Source organism: Hymenobacter saemangeumensis (assembly GCF_039541835.1).
Classification (GTDB): Bacteria; Bacteroidota; Bacteroidia; order Cytophagales; family Hymenobacteraceae; genus Hymenobacter; species Hymenobacter saemangeumensis.
In genome coordinates this window covers 22255-40417 of the sequence record NZ_BAABGZ010000070.1, presented here as the reverse complement: position 1 = coordinate 40417, position 18163 = coordinate 22255, and the positions used below count along the sequence as shown (strand labels likewise).

General features: G+C 53.7%; 17 protein-coding genes. 4 read left to right on the top strand and 13 right to left on the bottom strand.

Going from position 1 to position 18163, the window contains the following annotated elements; genetic code table 11:
- Positions 1-145: 145 nt before the first annotated feature.
- The 4 genes from ABD919_RS16955 to ABD919_RS16940 all read right to left on the bottom strand — a co-directional run bounded on the left by ABD919_RS16955 (position 146) and on the right by ABD919_RS16940 (position 6318).
- Positions 146-2599 (bottom strand): metallophosphoesterase family protein, encoded by a 2454-nt coding sequence (locus ABD919_RS16955; protein WP_345237232.1) that lies wholly within the window; start codon positions 2597-2599, stop codon positions 146-148.
- Positions 2600-2736: 137 nt separating this feature from the next.
- Complete coding sequence (locus tag ABD919_RS16950; RefSeq protein ID WP_345237231.1) at positions 2737-4017, bottom strand: patatin-like phospholipase family protein; 1281 nt, start codon at positions 4015-4017, stop codon at positions 2737-2739.
- A 905-nt stretch (positions 4018-4922) separates the two neighbouring features.
- Positions 4923-5225, bottom strand: a complete 303-nt coding sequence (locus tag ABD919_RS16945) for a hypothetical protein (RefSeq protein ID WP_345237230.1) — start codon at positions 5223-5225, stop codon at positions 4923-4925.
- A gap of 112 nt (positions 5226-5337) precedes the next feature.
- Positions 5338-6318 (bottom strand): tyrosine-type recombinase/integrase, encoded by a 981-nt coding sequence (locus ABD919_RS16940; RefSeq protein WP_345237229.1) that lies wholly within the window; start codon positions 6316-6318, stop codon positions 5338-5340.
- A 141-nt stretch (positions 6319-6459) separates the two neighbouring features.
- On the opposite strand from ABD919_RS16940, the gene ABD919_RS16935 reads away from it, so the two are divergent.
- Complete coding sequence (locus ABD919_RS16935; RefSeq protein WP_345237228.1) at positions 6460-6873, top strand: HNH endonuclease family protein; 414 nt, start codon at positions 6460-6462, stop codon at positions 6871-6873.
- 191 nt (positions 6874-7064) lie between these two features.
- Here ABD919_RS16935 and ABD919_RS16930 read toward each other — a convergent pair whose 3' ends face one another.
- Positions 7065-7946: a nucleotidyltransferase gene (locus tag ABD919_RS16930; RefSeq protein WP_345237227.1), complete on the bottom strand. Its 882-nt coding sequence runs from the start codon at positions 7944-7946 to the stop codon at positions 7065-7067.
- Between the two features lie 199 nt (positions 7947-8145).
- Here ABD919_RS16930 and ABD919_RS16925 point away from each other — a divergent pair, with 199 nt between their 5' ends.
- From ABD919_RS16925 to ABD919_RS16915, 3 genes are read left to right on the top strand one after another with little or no spacing between them, the layout of a single operon-like run.
- Positions 8146-9108 carry an SMODS domain-containing nucleotidyltransferase gene (locus tag ABD919_RS16925; protein WP_345237226.1) on the top strand — a complete coding sequence of 321 codons (963 nt, stop codon included), beginning with the start codon at positions 8146-8148 and terminating at the stop codon, positions 9106-9108.
- 25 nt (positions 9109-9133) lie between these two features.
- A complete protein-coding gene (locus ABD919_RS16920) occupies positions 9134-9529 on the top strand; it encodes a type II CBASS E2 protein (RefSeq protein WP_345237225.1) in 396 nt (131 codons plus the stop codon).
- Between the two features lie 6 nt (positions 9530-9535).
- Positions 9536-10369, top strand: a complete 834-nt coding sequence (locus ABD919_RS16915; RefSeq protein WP_345237224.1) for a hypothetical protein — start codon at positions 9536-9538, stop codon at positions 10367-10369.
- Between the two features lie 323 nt (positions 10370-10692).
- On the opposite strand, the gene ABD919_RS16910 is transcribed toward ABD919_RS16915, so the two are convergent.
- From ABD919_RS16910 to ABD919_RS16875, 8 genes are all read right to left on the bottom strand, one after another.
- Positions 10693-11520, bottom strand: coding sequence for an ATP-binding protein (locus tag ABD919_RS16910; protein ID WP_345237223.1), 828 nt, complete (start codon positions 11518-11520; stop codon positions 10693-10695).
- Between the two features lie 381 nt (positions 11521-11901).
- Positions 11902-12312, bottom strand: a complete 411-nt coding sequence (locus tag ABD919_RS16905; RefSeq protein ID WP_345237222.1) for a hypothetical protein — start codon at positions 12310-12312, stop codon at positions 11902-11904.
- 169 nt (positions 12313-12481) lie between these two features.
- Entirely contained in the window at positions 12482-13099 is a 618-nt protein-coding gene (locus ABD919_RS16900) for a papain-like cysteine protease family protein (RefSeq protein ID WP_345237221.1), read from the bottom strand.
- Positions 13100-13130: 31 nt separating this feature from the next.
- Entirely contained in the window at positions 13131-14483 is a 1353-nt protein-coding gene (locus ABD919_RS16895) for a hypothetical protein (protein WP_345237220.1), read from the bottom strand.
- 667 nt (positions 14484-15150) lie between these two features.
- Positions 15151-15504, bottom strand: a complete 354-nt coding sequence (locus ABD919_RS16890) for a response regulator transcription factor (protein WP_345237219.1) — start codon at positions 15502-15504, stop codon at positions 15151-15153.
- A 49-nt stretch (positions 15505-15553) separates the two neighbouring features.
- The gene (locus tag ABD919_RS16885) at positions 15554-16435 is read right to left on the bottom strand and encodes an IS3 family transposase (RefSeq protein WP_345237218.1); all 882 of its coding nucleotides are present in this window, start codon (positions 16433-16435) and stop codon (positions 15554-15556) included.
- Entirely contained in the window at positions 16432-16734 is a 303-nt protein-coding gene (locus ABD919_RS16880) for a transposase (protein ID WP_345237217.1), read from the bottom strand. The genes ABD919_RS16885 and ABD919_RS16880 overlap by 4 nt, the downstream gene beginning before the upstream one ends.
- 128 nt (positions 16735-16862) lie before the next feature.
- Positions 16863-18017, bottom strand: coding sequence for an MBL fold metallo-hydrolase (locus ABD919_RS16875; protein ID WP_345237216.1), 1155 nt, complete (start codon positions 18015-18017; stop codon positions 16863-16865).
- Positions 18018-18163: the final 146 nt, after the last annotated feature.

The following is an 18163-nucleotide window of genomic DNA, read 5'->3' as shown; positions in this document are numbered from 1 at the left end:
AAATCAAGGCCCAATACGTCTTGTTGCTGCTATTAATCTTCGATAAAGCCAAATAGCAAACACATGGTGGTACAAGCGCTATAAAGACTAAGGCTAGAAAAAAACTCGTGATTTTATCATCCTCGCTCATCGTACTAATCTGCGATTATGGCCTAGGCTCTTGTTCATTGTCAAAGGGATCTAAGGTGCAGTTATGCACCACAAAAGGTCTGAATTCTGAACTAGAGTATGGAGGTTCACCTTTCATCGTATACCATAATGCATGTGTCACATCAAGAGCGGTACCATTCATGGAAAAGGTTACTTCACCAACGCAGTCTGCGCCAACTGCTGCTGAATACGGGTTGAAAAACCCCTCCCTTCTGTGCAAATAAGCATCCCTTAGCAATGGATTTGATGGAGGAGTGTAGGGGTCAACCTGCTCAGCAGAGGTATAAACACCTCGTAGATCAGCATTTCTGTTATCGTTTATAAATGATATTCTATAGGACCACACTGGCATTAATCCTGGTGTAACTCTAATACCCTGGGTCTGCTCCTGAAACTCATAAATCTCAGGTGGCATAACTTTAGAGGGTTTAAAAAACCAATCTCCATCCTTTTCAGCTTGAATTAATTTATGCCGGAATGTCGGATTGTCTTCCAAGCCAATAGTGTAAGTATTTGCTTTATGACTCGAATTAAATTGCTCTAAATTAGCTGAGCCTAAAGTGGAGATGAGGACTGTTTTAGTGTTGCTATTCTTTGCAGCGCTACAAGTCAACTGAGCAAAAGAAGAAACATTTGTGCTTTGGCCATGCCTTCTGCTCCAATACTTGCCTTCGGCTGAGAAAGAGAAATGTATGTCTCCAGAAAGAATAACTGTTCTTTTCGCTTTATTCAAAGCTTCTAAAACTTTTTCAAAAGCGGGCGTATTGTCGTGCCATGTTTCTATATCAACAATACGCGAATCGAAAATGTGTTTGCCAAGGAATGGTTGAACAGTGCCTTCCCACATAGCATGCCCAATTATGGGGGCAGGTGTAATAACAAACACGAATGTCGTCAAAGGGCTAATACTGTTCAACCTATTAATAATTTGATTATTTAAAGCGTCTATACTTAACAGCGCTGGAGCTTGTTTAGAAGTGGGGAAGAACCGTCTAGAGCGGCTATCTACCATGATCACTTTGAAATAATCAAAATCTAAAAATACGCTAAAGTCTATAGAATCAATCAGCTCAAAACCGGGCTGATTATACATGGTTACTTGACTGGAAAGTCTAGGAACTACTTTAGCTGCAATGCTATCAAATTTTGCAGCACTTGGTCCGGAGACGCTTAAATCTTTCAGTTTTAATATAAGGCTATCAGGAGTAGATTGTGTTATACCAAATTCAGGATGCTCTGGGTCATTTCCCCATGCTTGCATTACAGCAAAAGCTGAAAGAGCATTTTGAAGAATTCTTTTACCTAGCGCGTTATTAATAACCGTACGACACCAATCTAGGTCTAAAAACACGTCATCCGTCAGTTCATGGTCATCGAACATCATGTATGTCGGCACGTTCGCCATAACCCTGCGTAATGCATATGTTGCTGAACGGAAAACATTGAGTTGCTCAATCTCGCCAGTGAAAACTTTGTGTTCTTTTTTCTCTACCGAAGGGGTTGGCCCGACTGGAGTTGGGGTTCCGGAATACTCCTCAACTGTGCTCACGCCTGGGAAAACGTCGTTCCACTCGGGCAGATTAGTACCTTGGTCTACCCATAAAACAGGAGACCAAGCAAAAACATACATCAGATAGAATTCACTTAAACGAATTAAATGACTCTTTGCAGATTCTGGCTCTTCACCTACTGACAGTTCCGCTCGATTTTTAACTACTGCTGCTCTGTGACCTGGATTTAGGTTATCACTACTTTGAATAAGAGGCAACGATTCATTCCAACCGATGATGAGGGCTTCCGCATCACGAAGCATATATAGCATTGCATCAGCCACATCATCAGCGTAGATCTGGTCGCCAGTCAAATACATCTGATGTAGGCGATTATCAGGTTGAGTGATGGATTGCATTAGCATCCAATCTAATGCTAAAGAGGCGTCAGCAGCACCTCCTTGTGCTTTTCTACAGGAGTTGTGAACAACTCTTAAATTATTGACACTTGCTGGTGGAAGAGAAAAAGAAGGGCGTGATGGCCCTCCAGCATAAATGAGGTTTACTATACCGCCTTGTGATACGTTTGGATTATTAAGAATACCGATGGAACTTAGCGTAGAGCCGGCCCATAAGTCACCAAATTCTATATCATATTCATAAGTCTGACCAGGAGTCAGCCTACTCAGTGAAGAGATCGGAACTTTAGCAGTGATAAGCCCCACAAAAAGCCTTGCCCCTAACTGGACCAGATTAGACTGTGATAATATAGGTGTTGAGAACCTAGGAATTTGGCTCCCTAGTTCATAAATGTGCAATCGTAGTGGACCAGCATTATCCCGTAAAGCCACCCAGACCGAAACGCTATGACTTTCAGTACGCCTTAGGATCGGACCAGCCAGAACGAGAGGTAAGTCATTAATGCGTGTTGCCAAGCCATGTTGAGTTATCCAAGTCATCGTCTTAGCTTTTAAAGTGGATTTGAGGGGCGTTGAAACAAGTCAGAGGTGCTGCTTGCGTTGGGGGCCGCCTATAGGAAACAGGATTTGTGGTACTTTATTGCTTAAATGGCGAAAGCATGTAGCGCATTTAGCAATTAAGTAATCGTGTCACTTGGCTTGACCGCGTCTGTCACTTGATAGGCCTTGATCAGCTGGTTCCGCACTTCCTTGTAGCCGCTCCAATCAAACCCCCGCACAAACTTGGCAGCTGCTCGCGCCCCTTCGGCAAACAGGGCCCCTTTCGTTTCCGGAGTCAACTGAAAGTCCAGCCAGTTGTATTGGTCGGTTTCGGCGCAAATGACCAGGTGCCGGAAGTCGGGGTTGCGCGTGATGAAGTCAAAATCGTGCACGTGCCGGGCCGAATCGAAAATGGCCCCTAACAGGTTAGTAAATTTGGCAATGGGATTGGGCTTGTTGCGGTCCAGGCCTAGCTTGATGCCGAACGTGGGGCAATTAGGCACCTTGTAGTGCTGGTGAAACAAATCAATGGGGAAGTTGCTCATAATGCCCCCATCGATGAAGTAGACCTCTTGAGGCACCGGTCCCTCGTAGCCCACCGCACTCTTCCACCGCTCACTGGTCGGCGTCCCGGCATTGGGCAACCCCGTCACCATATAGGGGTGAAAAAACAGCGGAATGGACATGGACGCCCGTACGAAGTCGGCGGGGTTAACCGCCAATGGGTCGGCATAGTAGAGGTCGGCCATTTCCGGGAACACCACCTTGGATTCCGTCGTCACCTCCGCTGCCAGCAGCGCCAGTCGGATGGGGCCGTCCGGGGCGTAGGGCTCCCCGGTGCGCAGGCGCAGTTGCCCGGGCGCGATGGTACGCTTTTGCTCGTAGAGGTCGCGCACCGTGAGTACACCCCACTGGGCCAGCAAGCCGCGCACCCAGTCGTGGAACACGGTGCCGGGGTTCAAGCCGAAATCCTGCGTGAAGTTGTCGACCACTTGCATGCCTTTCCAGGCGTACTTGAGCAGCTTACCGTTTTCCACCAGCACCTGCACGAAGTCGCGGGCGTCGTCGTCGCAGTCCACGAAGTCGGCCAGGTTCTGCGCGTCCAGCGCCTCCAAGATGCGCTCGGTCTTGGATTCCTCCACCCGGCCGGCGGCGGCCATGAGCAGGGCGTTGATTGAGCCGGCCGAAGCGCCGCCGAGTTGCAGAAAGCGGATGCCCAGTTCTTCCAGCACGTAGACGTAGCCAGCCAGGGCAATGCCCAGGACCCCGCCGCCTTCCATGACCAGGTCCACGTATTGGTACTGGTCGTCCACAATGTCGGAGACCTGCCAGCTGCCTTGCTTGGCTACATGCTCGGCAACGGCATCTTTAGCAGCTTTCAAGTGGGTTTCAGCGTGCGCTTTGTAGTCGTAGTTCATCGGTAGAAGTATGATACAGGAAGAGCGATACCCTCGAGGTGGTTGGCACCCATCGCCCGGCGTTGGTCAGCATAGAAGATGCAGGAACCATTGACCAACCCACAAGGGGAAATACCAGAAGCAAGGGCAACCTGCCCCAAATCCTTCACGGACTAGGCATGGCTAAAACACAACACTCAGCGCAATCAGAAATGGGGAGAGTGCAATGGGTCACCAGAAGGCCGGCGGCACCTAAAAGCACGCCAGGCCATCACGAAGCCGCTAGGACCAGAAAAACACCAACCAATCGGTATGACCGCCAGGGAGGAAGGAAAGGCGGGAAAGCAAGGAAGCGTATAGGTAACTAACGGGGCCCCTGTGGAGGGAGGGGCGCGATAATGTGGTTCAAATATAATCCGCAAGCTGAGCATTCCTAGCGCCGGCCATTTTATTTTGAGATTATTTTTTTGGTGGTTCCACTACGAGGAACAAATGCTTTCTATTAGAATTACAATTATTCAATCTTGTTATTATACAGAAAAAAAGGCGTTTAAGAGCTATTAATGTCCTGTATCCAGCGCATTAATAGCTCTCAATCGTATGCAAAGGCCATGTGCAAAGCTGTACCCCTCGCGAATGCCGCCAATTGAAGTTTTCCTGCGTAGGCGTATCCTGGGCCACGCAGCGGCTGAATTTCTACTATACCTTCACTTTCTTACACTGCGTCATTGGCAATGATTTACTTGCATCGACTGATTGTCTTGCTAGCGGTCCTGCTTTTCTTAATAGGAGGGGTATACTTGGGCTGGAGCTAACCACTCCCAGGGTTTAAGATCCACACAGGATGGCACCGACATTGGCGGCTTAAATACAAAACGCCCTGGCTTCAAATGCCAGGGCGCTTTGTGCTCAATCAAGCTTCGGTATTACTGGGTTTTCCAGTTCTCAAGAATCCAATCCTTGATATTTTTATGAATCCGCAAGTGGCCCGGGCAGGCATGAATCATCCGCTCTACTTTCTGTCCGGTAGCAACATTGGGATAAGGGGGTGAGGGGGTCCAAGTATGCCCTTCCACAAACCGGATGATAAAAGGCAGCACCTCGTAGCCCTCTCCCCGATTCAGCAGGTTACGGTCGGGAAAACCGACAATCTTGGGGTTATCTCCCTCGTCTTTCGCCTTCCATTCGTACTTGTACTGAAGGTCTTTGCTGGTAAATTGGTAAGCCATAAGCGTTGTAAAAAGGTAATTAGGCAACAAATTCTCAACTTTAACAATCGCACATCGCAATTCCGTTCCGGCACAAACAAATGGCCGTAAGCGAATTTATCAGGTTGCTCATTCATAGACCTAAGTGTTGCGCCGCGTTAAATCGCTTCACATCATCAAGTCGGGCGTAGCGCTCGATCATTGCGTCGGTTTTCTGTTTGGTTTGATTCTTAATGGCCTTGTTGGACTGCCCCGCTTCTACGGCCACCGTCACGAAGGAAGCCCGCAGGGAGTGGGCCGAGTAGGCGGGGCCCAGGTGGCGCTGCACCACGTCGTTGACGCTTTGATCCGAAAGTCGCGCTTGCCCTGGGCGCCCTGTCTCGCCGGCACAGCCGCGGTTCATGCGCGTAAATAGGGGCCCGGTAGTTCTATTGAGCACGGCCAGCCAGTCCTGTACCGCGCGTACTGGACAGTAGTCCGCCGTAGGGGAATAGAACACGGCCTTGTCCTCGGCCTCCCCATATTGATTGGTCTTGCTCCGTTGCAGGTGCACCACCAGTGCCTGCCGGGTCAGCTCCACGTCCTCCACGTTCAGGGCGACGAGCTCCGAGCGGCGGAATGCCCCGGCAAATCCCAGCAACAACAGGGCCCGGTCGCGCAGGCCCGAGGGGGTGGCCAGGTCCATTGCCCGCACGGCCTGCTTCAACTCGGCCACACTAAACGCTGGAGCCTGGCGCTGCCGCTTGCCCAGCAGCCGGCCGATGCCTTCGAGTACTACGGCCAGCGCCTCGTGGGTCGTGGGCGACGGGTGCCCGCCGAGCTGATGAAGCTTGGCGATGGCGGCCACGTGACGGCGAATGGTCGCGTACTTTTTGCCGCGGTCAGCCAGCTGCGAGGCGTATCCGGCCACCGTGCTCACGTCGGCCGGCAGGTAGTTTAGCTGGTGGTGCTGGCAGTAGTCTTCAAAACTGCGCAGGTCGGCGGCGTAACCGCGCTGGGTATTGGCCGCGCCCTGCAGGCCGGCCTCCGCGTAGCGCCCCACTGAGGCCGGCATTTCCACTAGGGCGTGCGAACGGGTGGGAATGATGACCGGTAGCGGGGATGGGGTTTCCATGTAGCGTATATATAAGGAGTAGGGCGCCGTTTGTCACCGGGTCCCCAAAGCTACAAAATCACTACCGATAAACATTAATTATCGGTAGTGATATTTTGACTTCAGGAACGCTGCTCTTTGGGTCGGTCCACTCCATATTATTTGCTAACTGGTAACCTGAACAACAAGCTGCATCTCAACAAGGCCTTTACCTCTGTTGAGCACATTCTGCTTCAAAAGCCCAGCGCACCGGCGTGGAATATCTCCGAAGAACAGCACAAAGAGTGGCTGCATCGCCTCGGCAACATTGTCCTGGTGGACATGAAGAAAAACGCCTCGCTCAGCAATTCTTCCTTTCTCGATAAACGGCACAAGTACAGCTCGTACATCGAAGGGCGCGCCAATACCAACCACGTGTTCATCACTTACCTGCAGTGGAACGTCGGAACCATTCAACAAAACCACACGCGGGTCGTGAACCTATTGAAGTCCTACTACACGGGAAATAGTCTCCAGTCTTTTAAAGAGCTTAAGAAGAAGCTGATTGTACCCACCGCCGCGCCCGTACTAGCCTAATTGCCCGTCGCTGCCCATGCTTTGCGTTAATTGCTGGAGCAAATGCCCAGAAAATAGCGTAAAAACCGGCCCAACCACTGGCACAAGCGCAGTAATGCTAGGGCCTTCGTGCCAGGCCCCGTTGGTGTTAAGCTTAAGAACAGTTGATTGCCCAGTAGACTTTCTATTAGCTTAGCCAATAGCCAGATAATTTAGAAGGCCGGAAAAGCCCCTTTGAACAAGCGCTTATACTCCACAAACGCCTTCTTTGCATCGTTTGCCTGGGCAAAGGCATGGGCTTTCTTGCTTTGCGAGGCCGCGCGCTTCACTTTTACCAAGGCCTGTTGCCGTTTTGTGGGCGTTGGGCAGGCGGCAATGAGGCCCGATATTTTCATCGGGTCCCGGAGGTCGGCTAGTTGTTTGCGCTGCAACAAGGCCAAAACCCGCGCAAAGTCAACGGGATAATTAATTGTTTTTACACCATGGGCATAGCGGGTTATGAAAAGCTCCAGGTAAAACGACGAAATACCGGCCCGTTGGCGATAATTCCATGCTTTTATGAGCCGCACCAATGGTTTAAGGCGGCGCCTGCACTGCTCATCAATGGACTTCACGTAGTAATTATGGGCCTCTGGGCTGGACAACTGCCACCCTCCGCGCCCATCGGGGATTTGGTAGACGACAAACGAACGACGACCAAACGCTTGCACCGTCAAGAACTTGGCGGGGGTAATCTCCATGGTCTCCGCGGCGTATTTGCCAAAGGGAATCTTTACCGCTGGGTTGCGCACCGCGATGCCCGCGGTTGCGCTAAAGGTGCCTTGCAACGCCTCTTTGACTTGCCGCAATGCCAATCCCGAATCGGCTTTGAGTTGCGCCCCAGGAATACGGGAAAAGTAATCGGTGTCACTAAAGTGCCGGATGCCGGTGCCATTCCCAAACGACCCTGTTTCCACCAACCCGCTGGCCCTCAGCTTTTGGTTTAAGCAGCGTCGGACCGAGTCGTAATGGCTCGTAACGAGCAGGTGCTCGGAGCTGAGGGGCTCTAATTTTGCTAAAAAGTCATGAAAACCCTGGGCTACCGTGCGTGGCATAAGTGCGAAGGAAAAGAATTCGCGCAGTAAAAAGGTGCGACAGCTGGGCGATTTTCTACCTGTCGCACACTTCTTTAAAAATGTAGAATAGGAAGGCAATTGCTCTGATGCATTGGTTGCGTTTTACGGAACTGACCAGGCGAAGCAATTGTTGAGGTATGATTTTCATACCTCAACACTACAAATACCACACTTTTTGATGACACTCCTACAATGCATTGCCCAACTGCTGGCTGATATTACCATTACCGACCGCCAAACCGATGCGGTCAGCATAACTTACAACAACCTCAAGGGGCTGCTCTTGGACGCAGACAACGGCTTGCACGGGGAACGGGTCTTTCAAAACGGGTCTTACGACCGCGACACCATCATCAAGCCCCTGGACGACGTCGATATCTTCTTGGTGCTGGACCGTACCGAGTACGAAGAAAACGGCGTGCTGAGTAACCCGCAGGGGGTGCTTACCAAAGTCAAGAAATTCCTCAACGGCACCCGCGATTACAAGGACAAGGCCGTGCAGGACCGGCCCTGCGTCACCATCAAGCTCAGCGACAAGCGTTTCGACGTGTTGCCCTGCTTTGGCAACGACTTGGATGGCTACTGGATTCCCGATTCGGATTTGTCCGGCTGGGTCTGGTCGAACCCCGTGGTTCACTCCGAAAAGCTGACCCAGGTCAACCAAGACCGCAAGCAGCTCATCGTGCCACTGGTGCGCATTCTCAAGTACTGGAACCGGGAACAAGGCAAACTCATTCCCTCGTACCACATCGAAGACACCGCAACAGACATCTTTACGCTCTTTGATGTAGCGAACCACAAGGAAGGCGTTGAGCGCTGGCTGGAATACGCCGGCTCATACCTAAACGAGAAAAAGTTTGCTTCATCAACGGCTTACGAGCAAGCCAAGACCAACATTGAGGCAGCGCGGGTGTTGATTCAGGAAGCCAGCGCGCTGTACGAGGAGGGCAAGGAAGCCGAGGCCATTCAGCGTTGGAAACAAGTATTTGGGGCTAAGTTTCCAACGGTTTCGGTGGAGGAAGCGAAGACGCTTAGTGAATCCATGCGCAGCGGCACTCTGAAGGTGGCCTCGACGGGCCTGCTGGGCGCCGCCGGCCGCAGTGTAACGCCAACGGCCTACTTCGGTGAACCGGGCCGCTAGGTTTGTCAAGCGGAAGCCGTACAACGTGGCTGCGCAGATAGTGGCCATGCGCCGGGCGTATCCGCAGTTCACGTTCGTCAAGAGTGCCAGCGACCCGCGCTACATCACCTTTGTTGGCCAGGTGCAGGCCCACCCCAACCTGCCGGTGTATACCCTCAAGGTCGCTTACCGCTACCGGCAGGCGCCCCGGGTGCAAGTCGTGTCTCCCGCCCTCGTGGAGCGTCCCCCGCATTTTTACCGCGATGTACGGGCCCTGTGTCTGTACCATCCGCGCAATTTCACCTGGACCAAGGAAACCCTGGTGGCGGATACGATTCTGCCCTGGGCCATCGGTTGGGTCTACTTTTACGAAGTGTGGCTGCAAACCGGGGAGTGGTACGGCGCCGAAGCCGCCCACGAGCCCGTTGCCGGCAAAGAATAAACGCCCATGGAACAACCCGTACGCTTTGTACCCGTCGACAAGCAATTCAAGAAAGTAGACCGCCTCAAAGGGTGGAGCTTTCGCATCCTGCTCGCGACAACGGTGCTTACTCCGCTGCTGACGCTGCTCGATAACCACGCCGCTCATCCCTGGGTGGCCCACTGGTACCCCTTCTGGAAATACGTGCTGGTGGCCGTCAACTGCTGCCTGATTGTCGGCTTCGGGGTGCTGGAGTTTGTGGCCAGCTACCAGATGTCCAACGCCGACCGGGACCGGCGCCTGGACTTCCTGGACAATGCCTTTGGCACCCGGTATTCCGGGCAAACCTCCATTGGGTACTTCACCAACGAAGCCCTTGAGCCCGGCATTTATAAGTGCTTGGTAAACTGTTTTGAAAACAGCTCCCACAGCCGTACCATTGCCGGCATGATGCTGCCCAAACAGCTACTCGTTAGCCTGGTGGTGTTGGTGGTATTCGCCTTATCGGCGGCCATGGGCCAGCGCGAGATTGTGCGGCTTTTCTTTGAGCTTCCCCTCCCTCTGGTGCTGGCCCAGGATTATATCCGCTTGCTTATCTTCTCCAAACGCTTGGACCGCAACCACGAAAACATGAAGTGGTTATTTAACGACATGCGCGGGCAGGCCTTCAACGACACCCGCGTGGCCGCGGCGATGCGAGACATTTTGGACTACGAAGCCATCATTGCTTGGGCATCGATAAAACTGGAGACAGCGCTTTTTGACAAACACTGGAACCAACTGGCAGCAAATTGGGACGAGTTGAAGCGTATGTACGATGTGCGTTCAGTGCAGGCCGTGATGCCGGAGGCTTCCACTTGATTGAACTAGCGGTTACATTGGCAATTGGCACCTAAAGGACCTTTTCATATAGTGCCCATATGACAGTACCTAGATTCAAATATCAACCACCTGCCTTTATGCCTTGGAAGTGCGCTTTATTGTGTTGCGTTTATGTATCAGCAGTAAGAATCGTGCGGACCAAGCACCTGATAATGCTGGCGGAGGCGCCAGCTGAAGTGTAGGCTGAACCCATTGTGAACCCTTATTGCTAATCCGCAAACGCCTCCAAAACCGGCTTTTCCCCTTACCAAGGCCACTTATTACGTTACGTACTGCGGGTGCAGCAAGCTGGCGTGAACCCTTTATGAACCCTTTAGCACGTACTCGGTACCCACCCCGGTAGTGCCTGATTTTTGTAAAATGCCCAACCGGTCCAACTCGTTGAGGAAGCGGGTGGCTGTGGATTTGCTTACGCCCGTCAACTGCTGCACGGCGGAGTTGGTTACGGTGCCCGCCGTTTGCACCGACAGCACGATTTTAATCAACTCGTCGCGCAGCCCCTGTTGCCGCAGTGCCGCCTCGGTGTACTTGAGAAACTCAACGGTGCATCCGCCCGCCTCAAAGGTGTAGCGCGGAACGGGCAGCGCGTGGCGGCGGCACTCGTTTATCATTTTGATAGTGCCGCGCCCCCACGATTCGATGTAGCCCGCCCGGAACAAGGTATTGGCCACGTCGGGATTAAAGGGCCGGGAGGGGTGTTTATGGGTGAGGTTTTCCACGGTCCAGTGGTCGGGCAGCTGGCCATCGTTCCAAAAAATCAACCGGTCATCGTACACGCTTATCTGCACGGGCGCGCTACTGCTGTAGTCTTTGTGGGCCAGGGCATTGAGCAGAGCTTCGCGCAGGGCTTCCGGCGGAAACATAAACACCTCGGTGCGAGAGGCACCCCCATACCGGATGTCGGCGACTAGATATTTGGTCAGCAGCAAGTCGAGACCTTTTTCAATCTGGTCCAGCAGCGGGCCGTGCACCTCGTCCTGGTAGCGCAGGTCATCGTCGGTAGCGAAGCGGCCAATTTTCAGGTAGGCCCCGGTCACGAACCGTTCCGGGGTGGAGTGAAACAATAGGATAGCGGCCCGCTTCAGGTAATCGCCTTCCACCAGGTGCAGGTTGGCGAGCAAGGCGTCCATAGCCGAAACCGTGTGACTGACCGGTATCAGCCTCTCCAGCGTTAAGTGCTACCCCACGCACCTTAAAGTATACTGGGCCACCAACACATACGGTCGCAGGGGCGCTTAAAGTAATTTTATCCCCCTGCTGCTATAAAAAGGCTATCTGCGCCCAGTCGCAGAACAATCTTGTTAACTTTAACCAAGACCCAAACCAACTCCCTGAGACTATACAGATACTGGTGCTAAACCGCCTCCAGTGATGAAGCTGAATAGCAACCGTGTCTCTGCACAAATAATGATGCTCAATTGCGTAATGCTGACGGGCTTTAACCAAGAGGTCGCGAATAGCCGACAACCTTGGGCCTCGGTTTGGCAGGGCAGGCTGCAGGGCTTGTAGGGTTAGCGCTTATTGCTGGCTGCTAATTGTTGCTGAGCCGGGTGCCGCAGGACTTCCAGAAAGCTGTTACCATCGTACAGACGCTGTGCGGTGAGGCAGGGCGGCGTGGGCTCCGTGGGCAGCAGCCAGTCGGCTGGTGTGCTGCCGTCCCAGTGCAGCCAAGCGGCGACCACCTGCAAGGCTGGTACGCGCAGCAAGCGCAACTCAGCTTGCTTTGGGGCCGACTGGGTAACCGAGTTGCTGGCCAGCGTTGCCATGTCGACCAGCAGTTGGTCGAACAGAGGACCGTGTTCGAAGCTAATAGCCTCCGACAAAAACCCGGCTTCACACTTTGGAATCTCGGCGACAGAGTAAACTTCCCGCTCACCGTCGCTGAGCAGCACGCGGGTAGCAGTGGGGTAAGCTGCCGTCAAGGACCGACCTAAGGCTACGTCGTCTAACCGCAAAAAGTACGCCGGGTGCGGCAGCGACAGTCGCACTCGGTGGCGCGTGTGGCCGCCCAACGCTGCTGCCAATTGCTCGGACTCAGCTTCGAACCGTAATTTGCGTCGGATGGCACTTGCCAGTGCGGCTGGTATAGGCTTAGGCTGTAACATCAGGGCGCGGCTGGGTGAAATAGGTATGCGTCCAGTTACCTGGGCGCCGGTAGGCAGTCGGAAAAATCGATAAGGGCAGTGTCGAGGTTCCATATCGGGAGTCTGGGTCAGCTATGTGCACGGTGCCAGTTGCCGTCACGCCGCAGAGCGTTAGGAAATGCCCCCCTCCCCCTTCCCATTCGATGCGGATGCAGACGACGTGGCCGAGCCCGTTGATTTCCCGGTCAAGTTCCTGTAGATTCAATCTCCTTTCTTCCATTTTCAATAGGTTGCCGGTACGGCCTAGGGCGTCTTCGAGTGACCAGTCGATGTTGCAAGTCGTAGCGCCCTCCGGCCCGCAACAAGCCACGTGTGTTTCTTCGGCGGCAATCAGGCATTGCGACCAGGTCGAGGCCGTATTGTAAAACTTCGAGACGGCACTACTGACAGCCGCCCAGCACCAACGGGTATAGCGTTGTGGCTGGTTGATAAACCGACGCATGGCCGAGCCAGCATTGGCTCGAACTAGCATTAGCTTGCCCCGGAGCAACGGGGCTGGTAGGGCAATGGTAGTGGCCCGGGCGAAGAAAAAATCAGGTAGCGGTTGCATAAGGTACTGGCTCACGGCTTAGTGTAGTAAAGTAAGCCTGCCCGGCTTAGGGTGCGCCTTGCAATTCTTGCAGTTTTTTCTGGCTTTCAAGCTGCTTGATGCGCTCGGCCAGCAAGGCGTTGTCGTCCTTTAACTGTTGTAGCTCGCTATTGGCATCCCGGGCCGCAGCGGCTTGGTTCAGTAGCGTTGTGGCAGCGGTGCCGGCCTCCTCAGCCAACTTGGCAGTGCTGCGCTCTTTTTCCACTTTGTAATGTGTCAGACCACCATTATCGAGGTTGAATTCGATAGTGGTGGTTTGCTTGCCGGTTTTGGAGGAGAAGACTGCTGGCGCTAAGGCCACCGCCCCTAGCTGCGGAAAGCTGGTGCGGTAAGCGATGGTAGAGATGGGGCCTGTCAGCGTCCCGACCGGCACCAACTTAACTACCACGTCGCACACGTACGGGGTACGGTAAAAAAGCCCTTTTGCCTTGCTGCCACCGACTGGTTGGTCGGCTGCTGAGGAGCCGAACTTTGTAAAGTCTTGTCCCAGCACAGTCTGAAATGGCTGAGTCTTTGCCGCATCCGTTGCGGGCACCACCCATACCTCAAGTTTGCTAAGCGGCTGCCCTGGGGCCGCTGGGGCTGGCAGGCTTAGGTCGCTGGAGTCGAAGTAAAATACTTCCGCCCCGGTCGTCGTGCGAATGGCATTTTCTTTGGCGCGTAGGTCTGAGTGCTTACGCAGCACATACTGCTTGGTGACGGTAACGACGGAGTCAGCAGGTAGAAACTGCCAGGCTGGCGGCCGGCTCTTGCCGACTCCGCCCCCAAGCGCTGGGACGCCCGCCAGTTTGGCTGCTGCCGTGACTATGCTGACTCCGATTTTTAGGGCTGTAGCGGCGTTCTGCGGGCCAGCCGGCGTTAGCGATGCGCTTACTGATTTAAGGAGGTGACTACCATCGGGGTTGTAACCGAGGTCGAGCAGGTTCAGGTCCTTGGCTTTGTCTTCATCATCAGCTGTGCTGAGCCAGAATGCTTTGGTAGGATCGGCGTCGGTGCGGAAAGCAAAGCTGACATCGTCACCGTACTTTACAGCCGTTAGCACGTCAGGTTTCGGCGCTAGTTTGTAATGGCGCTTGCTGCTCGGATAGTGGAGGAGGTATGGTTGGTCGAGCGGATATTTTCGCTCGAATGTGGCTGTGACGGTGACGACGGCTTCTATCGTTTTCTGAGGTAGGTAGTAATATCCCAGATTTTTTTTCGTTTCCGGCAGCGCACTGGAAACTATGTGAACTGACGCACAGCCACTGAGCATCCCAAAATAGATCAACATACTTAGGTATTTGTATTTCATGACTGAAAGAAAAAAATGGAAATAAGCTTCATTGGCTGCCTGAATGGAGATGAGGGCGTTATAACTCACAGAAGTGCTTAACACCGAACGGCCCGCATCACTGCGCAGACGAACGAGTAGTGATGCCGAACCGGCACTCCACCGTGGGATGAAACTCGTATATATTTGGGCGACCCCCGAGTACTGGAAAGACAATACAAATGCCCACGTCTTAACGGGGCGTTCATTTATCTACCCGGCTTCGGAATTCAATACCAAGGAAATGCTCATTGTCGCAGATGCGGCAGGCACGAGACACCAGGGGCAATACGCCACACTATTAGCAATAGCCCATAGGGGAACCGCCACCAGAACAGAGAGTCAGGAATGCACTCTTCGCTGCTTATACAGCGGCAAGCGGAACGGCTTTCTTGGTGTGGTCGCATATGTATAGACCAGCACCGAGCAGAGGTTGTCAGGATCAGAAACACTCAATCAATAAGAGCCACCTCTTTATTCGTTGACCAATTGGTTTCTTTATCAAAGTAACCTCTCAGCGGCCCCAGTTTGAAAGCGTAGATTTACCCGATTTTAAATAATGAGTATTTATACCTGCCTTGGTGCATTTTAGCTGGTCGCAGCTGAGTAACTGCACATTTTCTAGCGATGATGAAGGTCCAATAGATTCAACCTTCGGCGGAATAGCTGGCAGATTTGAAACCGGCGTAGAAGGTGACCAGCAAGCCCCTTATTTACTTTAAGAGGGACGTTTCAGCAGGTCCTTTTGGGTCGCAAAAGACACCAGCCCCACCACATTATGAGTTCCTGTTTTTTCGAATAGCTTCCGCCAGTGCCCTTCTACCGTGCGGCGGCTGATAAATAACTGCTTGGCAATGCTAGCCGCCGTGTGTCCTGCGCAAATCAGCTCCAGTATTTGCTTCTGCCGTTCGGTCATTTTCAACTGGTCAGGTAAGCTGGTGAGCACTTTGCGAGTAGGATGTTGTATCCCGTGCACCAAAGCAAGGGAAGTCTGGTCCGTAAAATGATACCCTTTCTGTAAGATGTCTTCCAGTGCTTGGATCAGTTGCTCTGCTGTTGCGTCCTTGAGCATGTATCCACGCGCTCCTATCCGCATCATCTGAGAAACTGAGGTGGTCCAGTTAAGCCGGACACAGTTGGGACGTGGTTTGGAGTTGGGTTTCGAAGTGGTTGGGTGATTGGTAGCCAAGCGCCGAGTGGCGTCGTTCGGCATTGTAATAGGCCACATGGTGGCTGATTTCGAGCTTGGCCTCGGCCAGTCCGGGAAAGCTACCGCCATCCAGCAATTCGGCTTTGAAGCGGCTCCAAAAGGATTCGGCGTGGGCATTGTCGTAGCAGTTGCCCCGCCGGCTCATGCTTTGCAGCGCGCCGTGTTTGGCAACCAAGTCTTTAAAGCGGGTGGCCGTGTACTGGCTGCCCTGGTCGGAGTGGACGATGAGCCCGGCCGGGGGCCGGCGCACGACCAGGGCGCGGCGCAGGGCTTCGCTGACCAAGTCTTCGGGCATGGTGTCGCGCACGTCCCAGCCGACGATTTTGCGCGAGCAGCGGTCCAGCCAGACGGCCAGGTAGAGCCAGCCGCCGCCCTGGCGGGGCAGGTACGTGATGTCGCCCACCCAGACCCGGTTCGGGGCCGTGGGGGCCCGCTGGCCGAGCAAGCGGTTGGGGGCGGCGCGCACGGCCGGGTCCGAGTCGGTGGTGCGGGGCACAAACGAGCGCGGCTGTTGAGCGCGCAGGCCGTGGGCTTTGAGCACGCGGCGGATGCGCCAACGGCCCACGGCGTGGCCGTCGGCTTGTACCTCGGCCCGCAGCCGGCGGGTGCCGTAGCGCTGGCTGTGATGCGCAAACGCTTCGCGCACGGCCACTTGCCAGGCGGGCTCGGCCGCTGGCACCTGCTGGCGGCGCTGCCAGGCGTAGTACGCGGCCGGGGCCACCCGCAGCACCTGGCAGAGCTGGCGTACCGGCGCTTGGCCGGCCCGCTGGGCGATGTACCGATAAGTGCTCACGGGGTCGGCTGGCCGAAGATGACCAAAGCTTTTTTTAAAATGTCGAGCTCCTGCGCCAGCCGCTTATTAGCGGCGCGCAGGGCGCGCACCTCCGGGTCGCGGGCCACTTCCACGCTGCCGACCTCGGCCACCACCTGCGCCTGTTGCCAGCGGTAGAGCAGCTTGGGGCTGATGCCCAACTGCCGGGCCGCGGCCTGGGTGCTGCGGCTCTCGCTGGCCAGGCGCAGCGCTTCGGCCTTGAACGCCTCGTCGTATTTACGCCGTTTGTCGGGCGACGTCCCGTTGGTTTTTGCTGCCATGACAGAAGAAATATACGTCCTTCTTCTGTCCGTCATTCCTAGACCACCTCAGTACAGTTGATTAACCTATGCTGACACTAGCCAACCGCTTGGTCATTACGTATTACACCAATTTGGCCTGGCCAGCTTTAATCCAAAGAGTAAAACCCTGTTTCCAGTTTTTCGGTGACATATACCGGAGTGGCTGCCACTCGATAAAGCTGACTGATTACGTGAGCTGAGGGGTGGCCGTACCTATTGGTCGTCCCGAACGAAATGATGGCTTGGGCTCCCCGATTGAACACGGTTGCGTCAAAGTTGCCAATGGCCCCGTGATGGGGCACCTGAATGCTGTATATTCTCTGCCATTTATGCTGCAGGCGAAATCTTATATCGGGTACAACACTGCCTATGCTTAAGTCAATATCCCCTAAGTACAGACAACCTTCACCCCGCGACTCCAGAAAGCAGGGATAGGGGAAGCTGTATGCTGGGCTTTGGTGGCACAGCTTTTTCCCTGGCCCAATGGCCCCAGAATAGACTACCAGCGAATTCTCGTTTAAGTCGCCCTTCAGCTTTTTATACGCTTTTATGAGTTCCGGCTTTCGGGCAATGACGTCAGCAATATTATCCAGGGAGTGCAGTGATATTCCCATGCCAGCCAGTTCCGCGACAAACGCACGTCCACGCACGCTGTTTTCGTAGTTAAAAGGTATATATTCCCAGAAAGGACGGCTCTTCGTCCTAAACCGTAGCACTGTACCGCTGGGCACACTGGCTGAAGCATCCTGTTTTGACGTCCTGAAGTCCGGCGGAATTGAGGGGCCCTCCTCTGGGGAAATGTCAATGAATGGGCCATTATCGCCCTCGGTTACCGCTCCGGCCGGGGTGTCCGCATCGCCCCCAACAGGCTCTACTAAGATAACAAGCGTGTCTTTACCGAAGTATTGACGGGGATTATCAATCAGGGTCGTGCTGAAGCCTCCATATTCCAGGTAGTTCTCTAACTTCACCAAAATACGGGCTTCGTCTGTGAGTTTGGGAAGTACCACTGCTCGAATGGTATACCGCTTCTTCAATTCATCAATGCCATTGATATGGTCGGCATGAAAGTGAGAAATGAAGAGCACATCGATAACGGTATCGGCCGGCAAGGCAGTAGCTACTTTGCGCAGAAACTGTGATTTAGGGCCCGTCAAGGAGCCGCAATCATACACAACAGTCAACGCTTGACCTTGCTCGTGGTGCTGTTCCGTGTAAAAGGCGCCCTGGCCCACAGGATGAAAAGTTCTGGTGAAAGGCATTGACTGATGTTTAAATAATCCGGGCTCCTTACCGGAACGCATCTGTTAAATTCATTCTTAATACGCGGCATCAGTCCTCCACTTGGGCGAATGCGCTAGCCATTGCTTTCTGCTCACCTCGGTTAATGCCATACGCGCTGGCCTGC